This is a genomic window from Limnohabitans planktonicus II-D5, assembly GCF_001270065.2.
GTDB lineage: Bacteria > Pseudomonadota > Gammaproteobacteria > Burkholderiales > Burkholderiaceae_C > Limnohabitans_A > Limnohabitans_A planktonicus.
The window spans coordinates 236,631-256,730 of record NZ_LFYT02000003.1 but is presented as its reverse complement, the minus strand read 5'-3'; the positions used below and the strand labels follow the sequence as shown (position 1 = coordinate 256,730).

At 60.0% G+C, this 20,100-nt stretch carries 18 protein-coding genes; 5 read left to right on the top strand and 13 right to left on the bottom strand.

Annotation, left to right across the window (positions count from 1 at the left end):
- Positions 1-576: 576 nt before the first annotated feature.
- Both H663_RS24270 and H663_RS24265 read right to left on the bottom strand, forming a co-directional pair.
- Positions 577-2,664, bottom strand: a complete 2,088-nt coding sequence (locus H663_RS24270) for a RecQ family ATP-dependent DNA helicase (protein ID WP_053176304.1) — start codon at positions 2,662-2,664, stop codon at positions 577-579.
- Complete coding sequence (locus H663_RS24265) at positions 2,665-2,970, bottom strand: hypothetical protein (RefSeq protein WP_053176306.1); 306 nt, start codon at positions 2,968-2,970, stop codon at positions 2,665-2,667. It lies immediately after the preceding gene.
- Positions 2,971-3,170: 200 nt separating this feature from the next.
- On the opposite strand from H663_RS24265, the gene H663_RS24260 reads away from it, so the two are divergent.
- The 4 genes from H663_RS24260 to H663_RS24245 all read left to right on the top strand — a co-directional run bounded on the left by H663_RS24260 (position 3,171) and on the right by H663_RS24245 (position 5,670).
- Positions 3,171-3,461, top strand: a complete 291-nt coding sequence (locus tag H663_RS24260; RefSeq protein WP_053176308.1) for a hypothetical protein — start codon at positions 3,171-3,173, stop codon at positions 3,459-3,461.
- A 5-nt stretch (positions 3,462-3,466) separates the two neighbouring features.
- The gene (locus tag H663_RS24255) at positions 3,467-3,787 is read left to right on the top strand and encodes a hypothetical protein (protein ID WP_053176992.1); all 321 of its coding nucleotides are present in this window, start codon (positions 3,467-3,469) and stop codon (positions 3,785-3,787) included.
- 124 nt (positions 3,788-3,911) lie between these two features.
- Positions 3,912-4,838, top strand: a complete 927-nt coding sequence (gene ylqF / locus H663_RS24250; protein ID WP_053176309.1) for a ribosome biogenesis GTPase YlqF — start codon at positions 3,912-3,914, stop codon at positions 4,836-4,838.
- Between the two features lie 226 nt (positions 4,839-5,064).
- On the top strand, positions 5,065-5,670 hold the full coding sequence (locus tag H663_RS24245) for a 3'-5' exonuclease (RefSeq protein ID WP_053176311.1): 606 nt from the start codon (positions 5,065-5,067) through the stop codon (positions 5,668-5,670).
- A 657-nt stretch (positions 5,671-6,327) separates the two neighbouring features.
- Here the strand turns inward: H663_RS24245 and H663_RS24240 are convergent.
- The 3 genes from H663_RS24240 to H663_RS24230 form a co-directional block, all read right to left on the bottom strand.
- Positions 6,328-7,257, bottom strand: coding sequence for a class I SAM-dependent methyltransferase (locus H663_RS24240; RefSeq protein WP_053176313.1), 930 nt, complete (start codon positions 7,255-7,257; stop codon positions 6,328-6,330).
- 580 nt (positions 7,258-7,837) lie between these two features.
- A complete protein-coding gene (locus tag H663_RS24235; protein ID WP_240620349.1) occupies positions 7,838-8,203 on the bottom strand; it encodes an RnfH family protein in 366 nt (121 codons plus the stop codon).
- The gene (locus tag H663_RS24230; protein ID WP_053176316.1) at positions 8,196-8,636 is read right to left on the bottom strand and encodes a type II toxin-antitoxin system RatA family toxin; all 441 of its coding nucleotides are present in this window, start codon (positions 8,634-8,636) and stop codon (positions 8,196-8,198) included. The genes H663_RS24235 and H663_RS24230 overlap by 8 nt, the downstream gene beginning before the upstream one ends.
- Positions 8,637-8,741: 105 nt before the next feature.
- On the opposite strand from H663_RS24230, the gene smpB reads away from it, so the two are divergent.
- Positions 8,742-9,230: an SsrA-binding protein SmpB gene (smpB, locus tag H663_RS24225; RefSeq protein ID WP_053176318.1), complete on the top strand. Its 489-nt coding sequence runs from the start codon at positions 8,742-8,744 to the stop codon at positions 9,228-9,230.
- A 530-nt stretch (positions 9,231-9,760) separates the two neighbouring features.
- On the opposite strand, the gene H663_RS24220 is transcribed toward smpB, so the two are convergent.
- From H663_RS24220 to rimP, 8 genes are all read right to left on the bottom strand, one after another.
- The gene (locus H663_RS24220) at positions 9,761-10,843 is read right to left on the bottom strand and encodes an enoyl-CoA hydratase/isomerase family protein (RefSeq protein WP_053176320.1); all 1,083 of its coding nucleotides are present in this window, start codon (positions 10,841-10,843) and stop codon (positions 9,761-9,763) included.
- Complete coding sequence (locus tag H663_RS24215) at positions 10,836-11,717, bottom strand: DMT family transporter (protein ID WP_053176322.1); 882 nt, start codon at positions 11,715-11,717, stop codon at positions 10,836-10,838. The genes H663_RS24220 and H663_RS24215 overlap by 8 nt, the downstream gene beginning before the upstream one ends.
- A 34-nt stretch (positions 11,718-11,751) precedes the next feature.
- On the bottom strand, positions 11,752-13,569 hold the full coding sequence (gene typA / locus H663_RS24210) for a translational GTPase TypA (RefSeq protein WP_053176325.1): 1,818 nt from the start codon (positions 13,567-13,569) through the stop codon (positions 11,752-11,754).
- An 11-nt stretch (positions 13,570-13,580) separates the two neighbouring features.
- Positions 13,581-14,564, bottom strand: coding sequence for a tRNA pseudouridine(55) synthase TruB (truB, locus tag H663_RS24205; protein WP_053176327.1), 984 nt, complete (start codon positions 14,562-14,564; stop codon positions 13,581-13,583).
- Positions 14,561-14,941 carry a 30S ribosome-binding factor RbfA gene (gene rbfA / locus H663_RS24200; protein ID WP_053176329.1) on the bottom strand — a complete coding sequence of 127 codons (381 nt, stop codon included), beginning with the start codon at positions 14,939-14,941 and terminating at the stop codon, positions 14,561-14,563. The genes truB and rbfA overlap by 4 nt, the downstream gene beginning before the upstream one ends.
- On the bottom strand, positions 14,942-17,923 hold the full coding sequence (gene infB / locus H663_RS24195) for a translation initiation factor IF-2 (RefSeq protein WP_053176331.1): 2,982 nt from the start codon (positions 17,921-17,923) through the stop codon (positions 14,942-14,944).
- A gap of 26 nt (positions 17,924-17,949) precedes the next feature.
- The gene (gene nusA, locus H663_RS24190) at positions 17,950-19,434 is read right to left on the bottom strand and encodes a transcription termination factor NusA (RefSeq protein ID WP_053176333.1); all 1,485 of its coding nucleotides are present in this window, start codon (positions 19,432-19,434) and stop codon (positions 17,950-17,952) included.
- A 72-nt stretch (positions 19,435-19,506) separates the two neighbouring features.
- The gene (rimP, locus tag H663_RS24185; RefSeq protein ID WP_053176335.1) at positions 19,507-20,070 is read right to left on the bottom strand and encodes a ribosome maturation factor RimP; all 564 of its coding nucleotides are present in this window, start codon (positions 20,068-20,070) and stop codon (positions 19,507-19,509) included.
- Between the last annotated feature and the right edge of the window lie 30 nt (positions 20,071-20,100).

Below are 20,100 nucleotides of genomic sequence, written 5' to 3'. Positions count from 1 at the left end.
TCTGTTGCCGCCGACGCATACGTCCCGCAGGTCGGCAGCTACTGCTCCGACGTTTGTCCGCTTCGGCAACGGCCCCTGTCGGGGTCTTCGACCGCCGACCTACCAATGCATCCCCGTAGCTCGGCACTCGAAGAGTCCGACGATTGTCCGCTTCGGCACAGGCCCCTGTCGGGGTCTTCGACCACCGACCTACCAATGCATCCCCGTAGGTCGGCACTCGAAGAGTCCGACGTTTGCCCGCTTCGGCACAGGCCCCATGTCGGGGCTGAAGCCACCGACCTACCAATGCATCCCCGTAGGTCGGCACTCGAAGAGTCCGACGTTTGCCCGCTCCGGCACAGGCCCCATGTCGGGGCTGAAGCCGCCGACCTACGAATGCATACCTGTAGATCGGCACTCGAAGAGTCCGACGATTGTCCGCTTCGGCTCAGGCCCCATGTCGGGGCTGAAGCCGCCGACCTACCAATGCATTCCCGTAGGTCGGAACTCGCAGAGTCCGACGTTGCCATGGGCAAACGCGACAAAAGCGCTGCTGACAGCACTGACATGACGTGCCTGCCCTGTCGATGTTTGCTATCAGGGCTGCAAATGCAAAGCAAGCAAGATGACCTGCGTGACGCCGTGTTCGCGCAAAAGCGCTGCCGCCACCGTGGCGGCCCAGCGGGTACGAACGTGGGTGGCTACCAGCAGAACCGGCCCTTCGGGCAATGCGGCATCGGGTGACAGACGGATGGCTGCCTCCAGGTGGGCCACCACGGGGGTGGAGGCGGTGTCGTCGGGCGCGGGACCGCCGCGCCAGCTGAACACGTCGTGCAGGGGCAAGCGGCCTTTTTGGGCGATGTGCGCTGCCAATTGCTGGTTGGCGGCCATGCTCGGTGCAGGCAGCGGTACCACGCACACTGGCCGAGCGGGCCAGGTTTTCGCCCAACGGCCCAGGGTGGACAAGGCCCCGGCCAGCAGCTCGGGCGGCACATCCCCAGATATAGCGCCCTCCCCGTGTGTAGACCCTCGCAAGGCCTGCAGCTCGACCACCCAACCCGGATCGTCGGCAAAGGCCACGGCACGGCCCGCATCAAACCCGCGAATCGCACCTTTACGCCCCACCCCGGCGGGCCAGCGTTTGCGCGGCTCGATGTCCACGTCCATGCCGCGCAAGAAGTTGCGGGCTGCAATCAGCTTCTCTTGCGAAGGCGTTAAGCCCGGAAACGGCACATGCCCGGTGCACACTGAGCAACGCCCACAAGGCGCAGGCGACGGGTCGTCCAGCGCGGTTTGCAAATACGCCATCAGGCAACCCGCACCGTGCGCGTACTGGCGCATGATGCCCGCCTCTTGCTGGCGCACCAGGGCCAGCGCCGTCCATTTGGCCGTGTCGTGCACATAGGGCACGCCGGTGGCTTGCCAGGCCGAGCCGTCTTTGGCCACCACACCTTCGACCGCCAAAATTTTGAGCAAGGCTTCCAGTCGCCCCCGCCGCACGCCGGTGTCGGCTTCGATCTCGATCAGGCTGCGTTCGTCACCGCCCAGGCTTTGCAAAACCTTGGCTGCCGTCGTCGGATCGGGAATCGAGGCGGTGGCGAAGTAATCCCAAATGCGCTCATCGGCATCAGACGGCAGCAACACCCCTTCGGCATGCGCCACCGCCCTGCCCGCCCGGCCCACCTGCTGGTAATAGGCCACCGGGGTGGAGGGTGAGCCCACATGCACACAAAAGCCCAAGTCGGGCTTGTCGTAACCCATGCCCAGCGCCGAGGTGGCCACCACCGCCTTGACCTGGTTGTGGCGCAAACGGTCTTCCACTTTCAGCCGCGTGTCGGCGTCGATCTGCCCGGTATAGGCGTCGACCGCATGGCCACAGCTGCGCAAAAACGCTGTGAGTCGCTCGGCCTCGGCCACCGTCAGCACATACACAATGCCCGAGCCGGGCAGCTGCTCCAGGGCATCGGCGATCCAGGCGTAGCGCTGCAAGGGCGACAAACCCGGCACCACCGACAGGGTGAGCGAGGTGCGGGCCAGCGTGCCGCGAAAAGTCACCGTGGACTCGCCCAACTGCTTGCCAATGTCTAGCGTCACCCGCTCGTTGGCCGTGGCCGTGGTGGCCAACACGCTGGCCGTGGGCGTGGACAAAAGCGCCCGCGCTAGCCGCTGGTAGTCGGGCCGAAAGTCAAAACCCCAGTCGCTGATGCAATGCGCCTCATCGATCACGATCAGGCCCACCCGGGCCAGCAAAGCGCCCAGCCGCGCCGCAAAGCGCGGGTTGCCCAAGCGCTCGGGCGAGACCAGCAGAACGTCAATGACGTCATCGTCCAGCCGCTGGAACACATCGTCCCAGTCGTCGATGTTGGTGGAATTCACGGTGGCCGCCTTCAGGCCCGCCCGTTCGGCCGCACTGACCTGGTCGCGCATCAGCGCCAAGAGCGGCGACACCACCAGCGTGGGCCCTGCGCCTGTGCTGCGGATGGCGTGCGTGGCTGCCCAGTACACCGCCGACTTGCCCCAGCCCGTGGCCTGCACCACCAGCACCCGCGAGGCGGGCTGCAGCACGGCGTGTACCGCGTCCACCTGATCTGCGCGAGGCACCGCGCCCGGCCCGGCCAAGCGGGCCAAGATGGTGTGCATGTGCTGCTCTGCAAATTCGCGCTCAACCCTGTCGGTGGTGGTCATTTAAAAGCTCCCCTGTCGCCTTTTGCGGCGTTTGTATTGGAGGGCTATTTTGGGGCCAAAACCCCCACCACCGCCAGCCCATGACGCCCTGCGCACATGCGATTTCAGACCACGGCGCGGTGACGGGCCAATCGCGGGGCCGTCACTCAGCCGCGTCCACATCTGCATCGTATGCCAGCGCTCAGAAGGGCCCAGCAACTGGTGCACGGCATGGTAATGCGGTTTTTGCTCGGGGTATTCCTGCAAGGACTGCAACAAGGGGTGCATCGACAAGCCCTGCGCCGTGGCGGCCAGTTGGGCCCGCACTTAAGCCCGCCCGGTTTGCAGCTGAGTGATGCGGTCGTTGGGCTCGGTGCGCCAAGCGTCCTTGGCAATCTGCGGTTGGCGGGCCATGGCCTTCCCCTCAAAGCCGCCAGCCTTGGCCCACACAACAACTTGACAGTCCCAACCCTTGACGTACACTATTTTCGTGCCGCACGAATTTAGAAATTTAATCAGGAGTTGCCATGCCCGCCCTCACTTCATCCCCCAGCGTCAAAATCATCGGTGCCAACGGCCAAATTTCCTTGGGCAAGCAGTTTGCGGGCCGTCAGGTTTTGGTCGAAGAAAAAGAGGCCGGCGTTTGGCTGATTCGCACGGCCACCGTCATTCCGGACAACGAACGGTGGCTGCATGAACCGCAAGCCGCAGCCGACCTTTCAAATGCTTTGGCTTGGTCTGCAAATAACCCGGCCTCGGACGCACAAACCGACGCCCTGTTTTCCTCTGTTTTGTCGTCCGCATCCCCCAGCGAGTGATGGCGATGGGCGCAAACGACAACCCCATTCGCCTGGATTTGAACAACCCGGTGTTTCAAGAAAACCTGTTCGGTTTACAAAAACCGGAACGCAACGCAGCCATAGATACTTTGAGAAAAATCCGGCAAATGAGCTGGAACCAGCTCTACCGCGACAACGGGCTGAAATGGGAAAAGATCGCCAGCGTCAAACCACCGCCAGGCATTGACGCCATCTATTCATTGCGAATCACCCAGAGCCGTCGCTGCACAGCACACCGCGACGGGGATTTCATGCGATTGTTGACGGTGTCTCCAGACCACGACAGCACTTACGGGCGCAAGTAAACACAGCTGCACGGCTGACGCAAACAGGGCGCAGTGATGTGGCCACACCTGGAAATACAGCCACCCTGGCACCGAACTGCCCGACAATCACCCCTTTGGCACTTTCAGTCAACAGCGGTTTTCTATGGCGATTCAATGGTTCCCCGGACACATGCACCTCACGCGCAAGGCGATCGGGGAGCGCATCAAAGACATCGACGTCGTCATTGAGATGCTCGACGCCCGCCTTCCCGGCTCGAGCGCCAACCCCATGCTGGCCGAGCTGATCAAGGGCAAGCCCGCGCTCAAAATCCTGAGCAAACAAGACTTGGCCGATCCGACCCGCACAGCCCTCTGGCTGGCCCACTACAACGCCCTGCCTGGCGTGAGCGCGCTGGGTCTGGACACCAGCATGGTCTCACCCTCCAAGGCCTTGATCGACGCTTGCCGTCAACTTGCGCCCAACCGGGGCGGCATGGTCAAGCCCATGCGCGTGCTCATCTGCGGCATCCCCAACGTGGGCAAATCGACACTGATCAACACCCTCAAAGGCAAACGCGCCGCCAAAACCGGTGACGAAGCCGGTGTGACCAAACAAGAGCTGCGCATCGCGCTGGCCGACGATTTTTACCTCTACGACACCCCCGGCGTGCTGTGGCCGCGCATCATCGTCGAGCAAAGCGGCTACAACCTGGCTGCCAGTGGTGCGATTGGCGTGAATGCGTTTGACGAAGAAGTCGTGGCGCTGGAACTGCTGAACTACCTGATCCCGCATTACCCCGAGGCGCTGGCCGAACGCTACAAAATCGTCAACGTGGCCAGCCACACCGACGAAACCCTGCTCGAAGCCATTGGCCGTGTGCGCGGTGCCATGCAAAGCGGCGGGCGCATCAACACCACCAAGGCCGCACACATCGTGATCCACGACTTCCGCTCAGCGGCGCTGGGACGCATCACGCTTGAAACCCCCGCCCAATTTGCCCAGTGGCTGGCCGAAGGCAAAAAGGCCGATGCCGAGCGCGCCTTGCGCAAGGAAGCCATCGACAAGACCAAGAAGTCTCCCCGCAAATGAAAGGCCGCTTGCCTTGATTCCCCGCCAGTGTCGTTTGCGCCCTATTGATCCGGCCCTGAGTTCAATGGTCAAGGATGTTGCCACAGCACTGGGGGTCGCGGTGGCAAAACTTCACACCTCAACGAGCCGGATCAATAGGCAAAAAACCGTCAGGGTTCAAACCATGCTGGCGCAAGTGCTTGCCCAAGGCGATAGAGTCCCACCTTTGGGATTTTGAAACGCCTGCATGAACACCCGACTCGCCACGCCCGACAAAGACGCCATCGCCCTGCTCCCGCCGTTTGAACGGCTGGGGCTTGACCGCATCACGCTGGTCAGCAACGCCACGCAAGCTCGCCAAGCTCACAGCCATCTGACGCAAGCGAGTGCCTGGGGTTTTGACACCGAATCCAAACCCACGTTTCGGGTGGGCGAGGCCTCTGACGGCCCGCACATTCTTCAACTGTCCACCGCTGAGCGAGCGTGGGTCTTTCAGCTGCACGAGCCCGAATGCCGCGCCGTGGCAGCCGACTTGCTGGCGCTGGGCGGCACTGCTAAAGCCGGTTTTGGTCTGGGTGATGACCGCAAACGCATCATCCACAAACTGGGAATCGAGCCCCAAGGCATTTTGGAACTCAACACCGTGTTCCATCAACGCGGCTACCGCAAAGACATGGGCGTCAAAGGCGCTGTGGCCGTGTTGTTCAACCAGCGCTTCATCAAGTCCAAAAAAGCCGCCACCAGCAACTGGGCCAATGCCAGGCTGAGTGAAGCGCAACTGGTCTACGCCGCCAATGACGCCTATGCGGCGTTCAGGGTCTGGCAGGCGCTGGGGCTTGAGCCACAGTCTTGAATGCGCTGAGAGATGGCGTCCAGTCCCTCGCGGTCGCCACTGCCCAAATCGATGTCCACCTATTGATCCGGCACGCTGAAGTTGGAAATGCGCGAGCAATGTCGTCTCGCAGGTCAACACTCGCAGAGTCCGACATGATGGGTTGTGGCACAGGCCCACGTCGGGGTCTTCGACCGCCGACCTACAAATGGATCCCGTCGGTACTCGCAGAGTCAGACGTTATGGGTTACGGCACAGGCTCATGTCGGGGTCTTCGACCGCCGACCTACAAATGAACCCCGTAGGTCGGCACTCGCAGAGTCCGACGTTATGGGTTTCGGCACAGGCCCATGTCGGGGTCTTCGACCGCCGACCTACAAACGGACCCCGTAGGTCGGCACTCGCAGAGTCCGACGTCATGGGTTTCGGCACAGGCCCATGTCGGGGTCTTCGACCGCCGACCTACAAATGGCCCCCGTAGCTCGGTACTCGCAGAGTCCGACGTTATGGGTTTCGGCACAGGCCCATGTCGGGGTTTTCGACCGCCGACCTACAAATGGCCACCGTAGCTCGGTACTCGCAGAGTCCGACGTCATGGGCTTCGGCACAGCCTCATGTCGGGGTCTTCGACCGCCGACCTACAACATCGTCGCGCATTGAAAACTTCACTGGGCCGAATCAATAAGGGTGCGCGTCCTCCGCCCCCAGTCTGTAATGCAGCACTTTGAGGGATTTTTCGGGGTCTGTGTCTACAAATGCGGCCGGGTTGGACAGGCGCTCAATAAATTGCAAACTAGGTGCCGCTTCGGCCACCTGGGTGTGCAGGAACTGGGTGCCCAGCTCGGGGGCGTTCAGGCACAGCAGCACATGGCCTTGGGGTTCGAGCAGGTCGGGCAGGCGGCGGATCAGTTTGATGTAGTCCTTGGTGGCGATGAAGCTGCCTTTTTGGTAGCTGGGCGGGTCGATGATGATGATGCCGTAAGGCCCCATTTTGTTGATCTTGCCCCAGGTTTTGAAGATGTCGTGGCCCAGAAATCGGGCCTTGAGGGGCAAGTTGTTGAGGCGGTGGTTTTGCTGGCCAATGGCCAGTGCACCCTGGCTCATGTCGACGTTGACGACCTGGGCCGCGCCGCCTTGAAGGGCGACCACCGAAAACGCGCAGGTATAGGCAAAAAGGTTGAGCACGTTTTCGTGTTGGGCGTGGCTTTTGAGCCATTCGCGGCCATGGGCCATGTCCAGAAACAGGCCGTGGTTTTGGCCGCGCAGCACATGCACGAGGTAACGGGCGCCCTGCTCTGTCACCACATGGGGCTCAGGCACGCTGCCGGCCATGAGGCGTGTTTCGGTCTGCCCGGTGGCGCGGCACTGGAAGACCCAGTTGAGCGGCTCACCCGGCACCAGCGTTTGCCAGCGTTCTTGCAGTGCATGGTGGCATTGCGCCAGTTCTTCGTCGGTGACCGGCTTGAAGCTGGTCAAAACCCACACGGGCGCAAACCAGTCCAGGCTCCATTGTTCGCTGTCGGGATAGACACCACCCCGACCATGAAACACCCGCTGCGCGTCGGGGGTGTTGTGCATGTGGGCGATGGCGGTCAAAAGGGCTTGCATGGGATTGGGGGTTCAATATGTTTTGATGAATCGGTGGCTGATAAGCCAATCCGATGACAGCATTGTCGTAGGTTGGTGGTTGAAGACTCCGACAGATTCTTGCAGCGGCTTCATTGCCGTAGGTCGGTGGTCGAAGACCCCGACAGATTTTTGTTCAGCAGCAACGGCAAAAACAGCGACAGAGGTCAACAGCCCATGTCGGACTCTTCGAGTACCGACCTACGAGGAACCATCGCATTGCCGTAGGTCGGTGGTCGAAGACCCCGACAGATTTTTGTTCAGCAACAGCGGCAAAAGCAGCGACAGAGGTCAACAGCCCATGTCGGACTCTTCGAGTACCGACCTACGTGAAGCCATCGCAGTGTCGTAGGTCGGTGGTCGAAGACCCCGACAGATTTTTGTTCAGCAACAGCGGCAAAAAGCAGCTACACCGGTCAACAGCCTATGTCGGACTCTTCGAGTGCCGACCTACGGGGAAACTGAATTTGTAGGTCGGCGGCTTCAGCCCCGACTTAGGCCTTTGGCGAAGCGGACAAACTTCGGAGCTGAAGCTACCGACCTATGGGTTGTGGACTTGCACTCAATAACCCGCTGCTGAGCCGCTTTTGCGGTTGGCAAACAGGCCGGTGCGGCCTTTGCCTTGGCGTTTGAAGCGTTGCCTGCGGGCGACTTTGGGGTCGACTTTGAGGAGGCGGTACAGCTCTACGCGGTCGCCAGCGTGCACGGGTGCTGTCCAGGCCACTTTGCGGTTCCAGATGCCGGGCTGCATGAATTTCAATTGTGCCGATTCGGCTGATGACAACACATGGCCCTGCCCTGCGATGAACTGCTCAACCACCGCTTGCACGCTGCTGCCTGCTGCCACGCTGACCGTGAGTTCGTGCACCTTCCGGGGCTGCAGGCTCCAGCACAGCGTGACCTCGACCATGGCGGGCGTCTCAGGCATAGACCGTTTCGGCTCGTTTGACGAAAGCGTCGACCAGGCTGGCGGCGATTTTGTCGAAGACCGGTCCCACGAGCGCGGCCAGGGTTTTGCTGGAAAAGCCGTATTGCAGGTCCAGCTCGACCTTACAGGCACGTTGCGTGCCATCGCCCACGGGGATGAATTGCCAAATGCCGCTGAGGTTGGAAAACGGCCCCTTGACCAGACTCATGCCCACCGAGCGCCCGGCTTCGTGCGTGTTGCGGGTGGTGAAGCTTTGCTGGATGCCGCCCAGGCTGATGCCCACTTCGGCGAGCATGCCGTGTTCATCGCTTTCAAGCACGCGGGCTTGATCGCACCATGGCAAAAATTCGGGGTATCGGGCCACGTCGGTGACGAGGCGAAACATTTCATCCGGGCTGTACCAGATGAGGACGGACTTGTGGATATTCTTCATACAATGCTTAGAGTGCTGGGATTGTAGTTTTTTCATTCCGCCCCTTTGGGCTGCAACTCATCTGCACGCTCTTGCGAACGGCCAGTCCGTCCTTATTTGCTCACCATGGCCACCTCCAAAAAATCAACAGCCGCCCCCACTTTTGCCAAGATCGCCGAGAACAAGAAGGCGGCTTTTGACTATTTCTTCGAGGAACGCTACGAGGCGGGTATGGTGCTTGAAGGCTGGGAGGTCAAGGCGATTCGTGAAGGCAAGGTGCAGCTGACGGACGGTTATGTGGTGATCCGTAATGGCGAGTTGTTCATCATCGGCTGCCTGATCAACCCGCTCAAAACGGCATCGACCCACATCAACCCCGAGGCCGCACGCACGCGCAAGCTGCTGCTGAACAAGGAAGAGATCAAGCGCCTGATCGGCAAGATCGAACAAAAGGGCTACACCCTGGTGCCGATCAACCTGCATTGGAAATCAGGCAAGGTGAAATGCGACATCGCGCTGGCCAAGGGCAAGGCCGAGCACGACAAGCGCAACACCATCAAGGACCGAGAAGGCAAACGCGAAGTCGAACGCGTGATGAAAAGCCGCCACCGTTAAAGCTCGATGGGCTGATTGGTAGGTCGGTGGTCGAAAACCCCGACATGGGGCTGTGCCGAAGGCTGCAAACGTCGGACTCTTCGAGTGCCGACCTACGATATGCGACCGTTATTGGCTGATTGGTGGGTCGGTGGTCGAAGACCCCGACATGGGGCTGTGCCGAAGGCTGCAAACGTCGGACTCTTCGAGTGCCGACCTACGAGCTGCGACCGTCATTGGCTGATTGGTAGGTCGGTGGTCGAAGACCCCGACATGGGCCTGAGCCAAAGGCTGTAAACGTCGGACTCTTCGAGTGCCGACCTACGAGCTGCGACCGTCATTGGCTGATTGGTAGGTCGGTGGTCGAAGACCCCGACATGGGTTTGTGCCGAAGGCTGCACACGTCGGACTCTTCGAGTGCCGACCTACGATATGCGACTGTTATTGGCTGATTGGCAGGTCGGTGGTCGAAGACTCCGACATGGGCCTGAGCCAAAGGCTGTAAACGTCGGACTCTTCGAGTGCCGAGCTAAGGAGACAGACCTACGGTTTCAGGTTAATTCGCGCAGCGGGTGGGCGTGTGCGGGCCAGGGGCTGACAAAAAACGCGGCCACTTCGGCGGCATCCACCTCTTCGACACGTGCGGGCTTCCATTGGGGGCTGTGGTCTTTGTCGACCGCCAGGGCGCGGATGCCCTCCACCGTTTCGCTGTCAACCACAGGACGCAGGGAAAAGCAGTGGCGGACCAAATCACGCTCCATGCGCAGGTCATCGGCCAGGCTCATGGTGCGGGCGCGGCGAATTTGTTCCAGCACCACATGCAGCATCAGGGGCGAACGCTGACGCAAGGTTTTGGCGGTGTCTTGAGACCATTCATCACTGGCCGATTCCAGCTGCTGCACGATGTCGTTCACATGCGGCATGGCAAAGGCGGCGTCCATCTCTGCGCGGTGTGGCAAGCCGGTTTTTTGCAAATGGTCAAAGCGTGTGCGCACCCAGCGTTCGACGGCTTCGCCGTTTTCAAAAGGGGTTTCGATCAGCGTTTGCCACAGGTGGGCCAATTTGCCGGAGGCCACCAAACCATCGGCCAGACCCGCATGCACCGCGTCTTCACCTTGCAGCATATGGCCTGTCAGGCCCAGGTATTCGCCCAGGCGGCCTGCGCAGCGGCTGAGGAAATAGCCGCCGCCGACATCGGGGAACAAGCCAATGTGGGTCTCGGGCATGGCCATTTTGCTGCGCTCGGTCACCACGCGCACACTGGCGCCCTGGCTGATGCCCATGCCGCCGCCCATGACGATGCCGTCCATCAAGGCGATGTAGGGCTTGGGGTAGGTGTGAATCAGGTGGTTCAGGCGGTACTCTTCAGTGAAGAAGTCTTCCAGTTGCGGATTGCCCGAGGTGGCCGCCTGGTGAAAGAAGCGGATGTCACCACCGGCACAAAAGGCGCCAAATGGCCCTTCCTTGTTGGTGCCGCGAACGACCACTGCCAGAACTTGCTCATGCTGCTGCCAGTCGAGCAGTGCCTGGGTGATTTGCCGCACCATGCCCAGCGACAAAGCGTTGAGCGCCTTGGGACGGTTCAGCGTGATGCAGCCGATACGGCCTTCGATGGTGGCGATGACATCAGACATTGTTTTTCCAGGCTAAATATTCGTTCATGAGCAAGGCGCTCAGCACCAGGGCACCGCCGAGCAAGACGCTGGGCTGCGGGGCTTCGTGTGCCCCCCACCAGGCGAGCGCAATTCCAAAAACGATTTCAAGCAATGCCAAAAGGGACACTTCGGGCGCTTTGAGCACACGGGCGCAGATCACTGACAAGGCACAGGGAATGGCCAACTGAAACAGGCCAAGCAGGGCCAGCAGACCCACATCATGGGCTGAAGCCTGAAATGGCATGGCCAGCGGCAAGGTGAACAGTGAAGAAAGAACTGCACCCAGCAAGACCGAGGGCACCAGGTCCAGATCGAGACCTTCGGCGTGGCTTTTTTGAACCAAGGTCCATTGCACAGCGCCTGCAATCGGCACGCACAGGGCCAATGCAGTCCCGAGCAGGAAGTTGGGTGCGCCAAGGCTCATTTGACTGCCATACATCCAGCCAATGCCGATGCCCGCAAGCACGATGGCACCCCAGGTGCGCCGGGGCAGCTGGTGCCCCAAAAAGACTCGGGTGATCAAGGCGGTGAGCAAGGGGCCCAGCGCCATGGTGATGAGGACGTTGGCCACCGCCGTGAGCGTGAGGGCCACCATGAAGGCGGTGAACATGACGCTCCAGCACACGCCAGAGAGCCAGAAATAGGGGCTTCGCCAAGGCATGCGCGACCACACGCCCCTGCCCTGCCACAGCGGCAAGATGATCACCAGCGACAGCGCCGTGAAGAAGCTGCGCCAGAAAGTGACCTCAAAGCTGCGGGCCTGCTCCAGATGGCGGGTAACGACACCCGCCATGGACCACATGGCGGTGATCAAGACCATCATCGCCACTGCTTGGCCATGCCGGAGTTTCATGATTCAGGCCCTGCTTTGCATCACTGTGGACAGATCACTTGTTGCGCTTGCGGTCGCTTTCCTTGAGGAAGCGCTTGCGCAGACGCACGCTCTTGGGCGTGATTTCGACCAACTCATCGTCCTCAATGAATTCGACGCCGTATTCCAGAGTCAGGTCAATCGGGGGCGTGATCTTGATCGCGTCTTCTTTGCCGGACACACGGAAGTTGGTCAGCTGCTTGGTGCGGGTGGCGTTGACCACCAGGTCGTTGTCACGGCTGTGGATGCCCACAATCATGCCTTCGTACACCGGGTCATTGGCCTTGACGAACATGCGGCCACGGTCGTCGAGCTTGCCCAATGCATAGGTGAAGATTTCACCGTCGTCCATGGAGATCAGCACGCCGTTTTTGCGACCGCCGATGTCACCTTTGTGTGGCTCGTAGCCGTCAAAGATGTTGGAGATCAGGCCGGAGCCACGGGTCAGGTTCAGGAATTCGTTGGAGAAACCGATCAGGCCACGGGCCGGGATTCGGTATTCGAGACGGACACGACCGCGGCCATCGGGTTCCATGTTGACCAGCTCGCCCTTGCGCTCGCCCAAGGCTTGCATGACGCCGCCCTGGTGAGTTTCTTCGATGTCGGCGGTGACCAGCTCGATAGGCTCATGGCGCTCGCCATCGACATCACGGAACAGCACGCGGGGCTTGGACACGGCCAGCTCGTAGCCTTCACGGCGCATGTTTTCCAGCAAGATGGTCAAGTGCAATTCACCGCGCCCCATGACTTCAAAGATGCCTTCTTCGTCGGTTTCGTTGACGCGCAGGGCCACGTTGTGTTGCAGCTCTTTTTGCAGGCGGTCCCAGATTTGTCGGCTGGTGACGTACTTGCCTTCACGACCAGCCAAAGGCGAGGTGTTCACGCAGAAGTTCATGGTCAGCGTGGGCTCGTCCACCTTGAGCATGGGCAGCGGTGCAGGATTGGTGGGATCGGTCACCGTCACGCCGATGTTCAGGTCTGCAATGCCGTTGATCAAGACGATGTCGCCAGGACCGGCTTGGGTCACTTGCACACGGTCCAGACCCTGGAAGGTCAGCACCTGGTTGACACGGCCTTTGATGGTCGAGCCGTCTGGGCCTTCCATGACGACCACGTCCATATTGGGCTTGATGGTGCCCTGGCTGATGCGGCCCACGCCGATACGGCCGACAAAGGTCGAGAAGTCGAGTGCCGAGATTTGCAATTGCAGGGGAGCTGCTGGATCGCCCGCGTTGGGCTTGACGTGCTTGAGCACGGTGTTGAACAGGGCCGACATGTCAGGGCCCCACTGCTCACCGGGTGCGCCCTCTTCCAAAGAGGTCCAGCCATTGATGCCCGAGGCATACACCACAGGGAAGTCGAGTTGCTCGTCGTTGGCACCAAGTTTGTCGAACAAATCGAAAGCGGCGTTGACCACTTTGTCGGGGTTGGCACCGGGCTTGTCGACCTTGTTCACGACCACGATGGGCTTGAGACCCAAGGCCAAGGCCTTTTTGGTCACAAAGCGAGTCTGGGGCATGGGACCTTCTTGGGCGTCGATCAGCAAGACCACGCCGTCGACCATGGACAAAGCGCGTTCGACTTCGCCGCCGAAGTCCGCGTGTCCGGGGGTGTCCACGATGTTGATGTGGGTGCCTTCCCAGCTCACGGCGCAGTTTTTGGCCAGGATGGTGATGCCGCGCTCACGTTCGATGGCGTTGTTGTCCATGACGGTGTCCACGACTTTTTCGTGGTCAGCGAAGGTACCGGATTGGCGCAGCAGTTGGTCGACCATGGTGGTTTTACCGTGGTCAACGTGCGCGATGATGGCGATGTTGCGAATTTGCTTGCTCATGCTTTCTTCCTTTAAACCTGCGCGGCCAGCAACGGCTCGGGAACAGGTGATCTTTCCAAAATCTGTTGAATTTCGATCGGGCTCAACAATCGACCCGGAATCAATTCGCCGCCATGCACATGCGCTGTTCCCAGCAAGGCACGAGGATGTTCTCCATACACCACGACTTGATCACAATCAACCCAAGGGCCGCGTCTGCGCACCCCACTCAAAAATCTTCCAGCGCTCTCGCTGTTAAGGCTCACCTCGGTATAGCCCGGCAGCAGCACATCGACCGGCAGCAATGCATCCAGGCGAGCGTCTTGCGCCATGGCCTCCAGCTCGGGCAGCGTCACACACTGTGACGCTTCAAACGGCCCGGTGACCACTCGGCGCAGCGCGCTCAAATGACCACCACAACCCAGGGCCTCGGCGATGTCTTCGCCCAGCGTGCGGATGTAGGTGCCTTTGCTGCAATGCACACGCAATTGCAAAAAAGGCGCATCGCCCTGCAGCCCCATGTCCAGCAACTCCAGGTCATGGATCACCACGTTGCGCGGCTCGCGCTCCACGGTTTCGCCCTCCCGGGCGTATTCGTACAGGGCTTTGCCGTCCTTTTTCAAGGCGCTGTACATCGGCGGCACCTGGCTGATCGGCCCCACGAACCGGTCTAAAACTTCAACAACCATACCCGGTGTACATGACACTTCGCGGACAGAAGTCACATCGCCTTCTGCATCTGCCGTGGTGGTTTTCACCCCCAAGCGGACGGTGGTTTCATACACCTTGTCAGCATCCAAATGCTGCTGACTGAATTTGGTCGCCGCACCAAAGCACAAAGGCAACACGCCTGTGGCCAAGGGGTCGAGCGTGCCTGTATGACCCGCTTTTTCCGCACGCAGCAACCACTTGACCTTTTGCAAAGCCTGGTTGCTGGAGAGTCCCAGTGGTTTGTCGAGCAACATCACCCCATGCACAGGGCGCCGTTGCACCCGGGTGCGTGGCGCTGTGGTCATTCGTCGTCGTCTTTTGCGCGTGAAGCCACAGCCTTGGAGATCAGTGCATTCATGTCAGACGCACGCTCGGTGGTGCGGTCAAACATGAAGTGCAGCGTGGGCACGGTGTGGATGTGCAGTCGCTTGAACAATCCGTTGCGCAAGAAACCGGCTGCCGCGTTCAGGCCTTCAGTGGCTTCGTCGGGGTTGCCCGTCAAGACGCTGAAGAACACTTTGGCGTGTGCGTAGTCTGGCGTCACCTCGACAGCGTTGATCGTGACCATGCCCACACGCGGGTCTTTCAACTCGCGAGCGATCAATTCGGCCAGATCGCGCTGGATCTGGTCGGCCACGCGGAAACCGCGGTTTGGAACGGATGAAACCTTCTTGCGGGCCATTTACAGCGTTCTCGCGATTTCCTTGACGTCGAAGAATTCGAGCTGATCGCCTTCTTTGATGTCGTTGTAGTTCTTGAGCTTGATACCGCACTCGAAGCCTTCTTTGACTTCGCGCACGTCGTCCTTGAGGCGCTTGAGCGAGTCGAGTTCACCGGTGTAGATGACCACGTTGTCACGCAGCAGACGGAATTTGGCATTGCGGGTGACTTGACCCGAAGTGACCATACAACCTGCAACGGTGCCGATCTTGGACGCGACGAACACGGTGCGGATTTCGGCCATACCCATGATTTCTTCGCGTTGCTCGGGGGCCAACATGCCGGACATGGCCGCTTTGAGTTCATCTACAGCGTCATAAATGATGTTGTAGTAATGGATGTCCACGCCATTGCCTTCGGCCAACTTGCGGGCACCTGCATCGGCGCGCACGTTGAAGCCGATGACGATGGCCTTGGAGGCAATGGCCAGGTTCACGTCCGATTCGCTGATGCCACCCACGCCGGAGTAGACCATCTGCACTTTGACTTCGTCGGTCGAGAGCTTGAGCAAGGAAGCGCCCAGGGCTTCTTGCGAGCCTTGCACGTCGGCCTTGACGATGATGGGCAGCATCTTGATCTCGCCCGCCGCCATGTCGGTAAACATGTTTTCGAGCTTGGCAGCTTGTTGCTTGGCCAGCTTGGTGTTGCGGAACTTGCCTGCACGGTAGGTGGCAATTTCGCGGGCACGGCGTTCGTCGCCCATGACCATGAATTCGTCGCCAGCTTGCGGAACTTCGGTCAGGCCCTGAATTTCGACCGGGATCGAAGGGCCGGCCGTTTTGATGGTCTGACCGTTTTCGTCCAGCATGGCGCGCACGCGACCAAAGGTTTGACCGGCCAGCACCACGTCGCCAGTGTTCAAGGTGCCCGACTGCACCAGGATGGTGGCCACGGGACCGCGACCTTTGTCCAGACGCGCTTCGATGACCAAGCCCTTGGCCGCGGCTTGCACCGGGGCTTTGAGTTCAAGCACTTCAGCTTGCAAAAGCACTTGCTCGAGCAGGTCATCAATGCCCATGCCGGTTTTGGCAGACACGGACACGAAAGGCGAATCACCGCCGAATTCTTCGGGCACGACTTCTTCGGTAATCAACTCAGCGCGCACGCGTTCGATGTTCGAATCGGGCTTGTCCATCTTGTTGATGGCCACCACGATGGGCACACCGGCCGCTTTGGCGTGTTTGATGGCTTCCTTGGTCTGGGGCATGACGCCGTCGTCACCCGCCACCACCAGGATGACGATGTCGGTGGCTTGCGCACCACGTGCACGCATGGCCGTGAAGGCCTCGTGACCGGGGGTGTCCAGGAAAGAAATCATGCCGCGTGGCGTTTCGACGTGGTAGGCACCAATGTGCTGCGTGATGCCACCTGCTTCACCCGAGGCCACTTTGGCACGGCGGATGTAATCGAGCAGCGAGGTTTTGCCGTGGTCAACGTGACCCATGACCGTGACCACAGGGGCACGTGGCAGCAATTCAGCGTGTTGGTCCGACACTTCGTCGTCGGTGAAGGCTTCCGGATCATCCAGTGCCGCCACCACCGCTTTGTGGCCCATTTCTTCCACCACGATCATGGCGGTGTCTTGGTCCAGCGGTTGGTTCATGGTGGCCATCTGGCCCAGCTTCATCAGATGCTTGATGACCTCGGAGGCTTTGATGGCCATCTTGTGCGCCAGCTCGGCCACCGTGATGGTTTCTGGCACATGGACTTCGAGCACGCGCACTTCAGCCGGTGCTGACTGGCCATGCGAGTCATCGCGATCACGCTCGTTGCCACGGCGGCCACGGGGACCACCGCGCCAGTTGTTTCGGCCCACACCACCGCTCGTGTCACCACGGGTGGGGATGGCTTTCTTCTTGGCCGGATCACCAGCCCAGCTGGACGACAGCTTGGCAGATTTGACTTCCTTGTTGGCACCTGGCGATGCGGGCTCGGCAGCTTTGGCTGCAGCAGCGGCAGCTGCACGGGCGCCAGGCGCGGGTGTGCCAGCAGGCTTGTGCAAGGTGCCCTTGACCGGAGCTTTGGCTTCGGTTTTGGGCTCTTCTTTTTTCGCAACCAAGACCTTCTTGGGGGCGTTCATCATGTTGCGAATGGCTTCGGCTTCGGCCAGTGCTTTGCGGCGGCGCTCATCGAGATCGCGTGCGCGGGCCGCCTCTTCATCGGCGCGGGCTTTGGATTCGGCGGCGGCTTTTTGGGCGGCCGCGTCACGCGCTTGCTGGTCGGCTTTGGCTTTTTCAGCGGCTTGTTCGGCTGCTTTGGTCGCTTTGATGGCGGCTGCTTCAGCGGCAGACACCACGGGCACAGCTGGCTTGGCTTGCTGCTGCGAAGCGGCATTGATGCTGGCCGCTTCGGCGCGGGCCAATTGTTCACGCTCTTCGCGGGTCAATGCAGGTTTGGCTGCTTGCGCATCGGCAGCAGCTTGTGCTGCGGCCTTGACTTCGGCTTGGGCTTGCTGCTCTTGTGCCAATGCTTGTGCGCGTTGGACAGCTTCTTGCTCTTCGCGAATTCGGCGTTTTTCAGACAGCTCTTCTTCCTGACGGCGGATCAGCTCAGCTTGACGACGGGCTTCTTCTTCGCGGCGAGCCAGATCGGCATGGTCGATGACGGGCTCTTGAGCCTCTTGCACCTGCGACTCGGGTTCGTCTTCGCGTTTGATCAGGGTGCGTTTTTTGCGCACTTCCACCTGAATCGTGCGGGCCTTGCCAGAAGCGTCGGCTTGCTTGATCTCGCTGGTGGATTTTTTCACCAAGGTGATTTTTTTGCGATCACCGGCTTGCGTGCCATGACTGGCTTGCAAGTAGCTGAGCAGTTTTTGCTTGTCAGCGTCGTTGAGTGCGTCGCTGTCAGAGCTTTTGGCAACGCCTGCTGAACGCAATTGTTCCAACAAGACATCGGCAGATTTTTTGAGTTCATTGGCGAACTCGGCAACAGTGGTACTGGACATAATTTTGTTCAAGCCTCCATCAGACTTCAGGCCTGGCCTGCGAACCAATGTTCGCGGGCTTTCATGATCAGGGCGGTGGCCTCTTCGGAAGTTTGACCCGAGATATCGGTCAGTTCGTCAGTGGCAAGGTCAGCCAGGTCGTCACGGGTGTGGATACCCGCTTCGACCAGCTTGGAAATCAGCTCAGGCGTGAGGCCCGGCAGGTCACGCAAATCTTGCGACACTTCTTCGACGCTTTCTTCGCGAGCGATTTCCATGGTCAGCAAGGCGTCTTTGGCACGTGCGCGCAATTCGTTGATCGTGTCTTCGTCGAAGCTTTCGATCTCTTGCATTTCCTGGAGGGGCACATAGGCCACTTCTTCCAGGCTGGTGAAACCTTCGTCGATCAGGATGTCGGCGATTTCCTGGTCCACGTCGAGCTTTTCCATGAACAGCTGACGGATACCGGTGGTTTCTTCGGCCTGCTTTTGGGCAGACTCGGCCGCGTCCATGATGTTGATTTTCCAGCCGGTGAGGTCAGAAGCCAGGCGCACGTTCTGACCACCGCGACCGATCGCAATGGCCAGGTTTTCCTCGTCCACCACCACGTCCATGGCGTGCTTTTCTTCGTCCACCACGATGGACTGCACGTTGGCAGGGGCCAAGGCACCAATCACGAACTGAGCGGGGTCTTCGCTCCACAACACGATGTCCACGCGCTCACCAGCGAGTTCGTTGGTCACGGCGTTCACGCGGGTGCCGCGCACGCCAACGCAGGTGCCAATCGGGTCCACGCGCTTGTCATGCGAGAGCACAGCAATTTTGGCGCGGGAGCCGGGGTCACGGGCACAGGTCTTGATTTCGAGCAAGCCTTGCTCAATTTCGGGCACTTCCTGGCGGAACAGCTCGATCATGAATTCGGGGGCCGAACGCGACAAGATGATGGGGGCGCCGCGCAGGGTCAGGTCCACTTCCATGATCATGGCGCGCACACGGTCCCCGCTGCGCAGGTTTTCCTTGGGGATCATTTCGCTGCGACGCAGGCGGCCTTCGACGCGGCCGGCTTCACAGATGAGATCGCCCTTGTCCATGCGCTTGACGGTGCCCACAAAAATTTTCTCGCCACGCGACATGAAGTCGTTGAGCAGCATTTCGCGCTCGGCGTCGCGGATTTTTTGCAGGATGACCTGCTTGGCGGCCATGGCACCAATGCGGCCAATGGGCAGGGACTCGATGGGCTCTTCGATGTATTCGTCGACTTCGATGTCGGGAATTTGCTCTTTGGCTTCAAACAACAGAATTTCCTGGTCAGGCTGCTGCAGACCGGCTTCATCGGGCACGACGTGCCAGCGGCGGAAACTGTCGTAATTGCCGCTGTCTCGGTCCACGGACACACGGATGTCCACCTCTCCGGCGTACAGCTTTTTGGTGGCTTGCGCCAAGGCGGCTTCCACAGCTCCAAACACCACGTCGCGCTCAACGTTCTTTTCACGTGAGATGGCTTCGACCAACATCAACATTTCGCGATTCATGACTCGACTCTCCTGTTCCACTGGGTCTGGAATTCAGACCCGATAAAAATGCTTAACCAATCAAGCCTGAATTCAGGCTTGACCCTTGGGCTTGCGCCCTTTGAAATCGACCACGGGTGCCAGTCGGGCAGCCTGCAATTCATCCAGCGTGAAGCCCAGCGCATGCAGTGGCGCAGGGACTCGTTTCTTGCTGATTTTTTGTCCGGGCTTGACGGCAGGCTCATCGCTCCAGACGATCTGCCAGCCAGCACCTGTGGCATCGCGCTCGAGCGTGCCACGAAATTTTTTGCGGTTGGCACTGACCATGCCTGCCGCGTTTTCGCCCATGGGGGCTTTGAGGGTGATGTCGATCAATTCACCGACAAAACGCTCGAAATCTTTTTCATGCCGCAAGGGGCGGTCAATGCCGGGCGAGGAGACTTCCAGCCGGTTGTAGGTCACACCGTCCACCTCGAGGGCAAACTGCAGTTGCCGGTTGACCTTTTCGCAGTCTTCCACGTTGATGAACAGGTCAGATCCGGGCTGCCAGGGCCAGTCGATGGTGATGCGCAACAAGCCCCCCGCAGAGCGCTCTATTTCAACCAGGTCATAGCCCAGGCCGGTTACGGTTTCTTCAACGATTTGCTGCAATGCCACAGAACTTCGAAATGCCAAACTTAAAAAGGA

What these genes read in the sequence shown, in the direction of transcription:
- H663_RS24245 (WP_053176311.1), top strand. Translation starts at nt 5,065, where the DNA reads ATGAACACCCGACTCGCCACGCCCGACAAAGACGCCATCGCCCTGCTC.
- H663_RS24260 (WP_053176308.1), top strand. Translation starts at nt 3,171, where the DNA reads ATGCCCGCCCTCACTTCATCCCCCAGCGTCAAAATCATCGGTGCCAAC.
- H663_RS24240 (WP_053176313.1), bottom strand. Translation starts at nt 7,257, where the DNA reads ATGCAAGCCCTTTTGACCGCCATCGCCCACATGCACAACACCCCCGAC.
- rbfA (WP_053176329.1), bottom strand. Translation starts at nt 14,941, where the DNA reads ATGGCCCGCAAGAAGGTTTCATCCGTTCCAAACCGCGGTTTCCGCGTG.
- truB (WP_053176327.1), bottom strand. Translation starts at nt 14,564, where the DNA reads ATGACCACAGCGCCACGCACCCGGGTGCAACGGCGCCCTGTGCATGGG.
- typA (WP_053176325.1), bottom strand. Translation starts at nt 13,569, where the DNA reads ATGAGCAAGCAAATTCGCAACATCGCCATCATCGCGCACGTTGACCAC.
- infB (WP_053176331.1), bottom strand. Translation starts at nt 17,923, where the DNA reads ATGTCCAGTACCACTGTTGCCGAGTTCGCCAATGAACTCAAAAAATCT.
- H663_RS24230 (WP_053176316.1), bottom strand. Translation starts at nt 8,636, where the DNA reads ATGAAGAATATCCACAAGTCCGTCCTCATCTGGTACAGCCCGGATGAA.
- H663_RS24220 (WP_053176320.1), bottom strand. Translation starts at nt 10,843, where the DNA reads ATGTCTGATGTCATCGCCACCATCGAAGGCCGTATCGGCTGCATCACG.
- ylqF (WP_053176309.1), top strand. Translation starts at nt 3,912, where the DNA reads ATGGCGATTCAATGGTTCCCCGGACACATGCACCTCACGCGCAAGGCG.
- H663_RS24270 (WP_053176304.1), bottom strand. Translation starts at nt 2,664, where the DNA reads ATGACCACCACCGACAGGGTTGAGCGCGAATTTGCAGAGCAGCACATG.
- H663_RS24255 (WP_053176992.1), top strand. Translation starts at nt 3,467, where the DNA reads ATGGGCGCAAACGACAACCCCATTCGCCTGGATTTGAACAACCCGGTG.
- nusA (WP_053176333.1), bottom strand. Translation starts at nt 19,434, where the DNA reads ATGAATCGCGAAATGTTGATGTTGGTCGAAGCCATCTCACGTGAAAAG.
- H663_RS24235 (WP_240620349.1), bottom strand. Translation starts at nt 8,203, where the DNA reads ATGCCTGAGACGCCCGCCATGGTCGAGGTCACGCTGTGCTGGAGCCTG.
- H663_RS24215 (WP_053176322.1), bottom strand. Translation starts at nt 11,717, where the DNA reads ATGAAACTCCGGCATGGCCAAGCAGTGGCGATGATGGTCTTGATCACC.
- smpB (WP_053176318.1), top strand. Translation starts at nt 8,742, where the DNA reads ATGGCCACCTCCAAAAAATCAACAGCCGCCCCCACTTTTGCCAAGATC.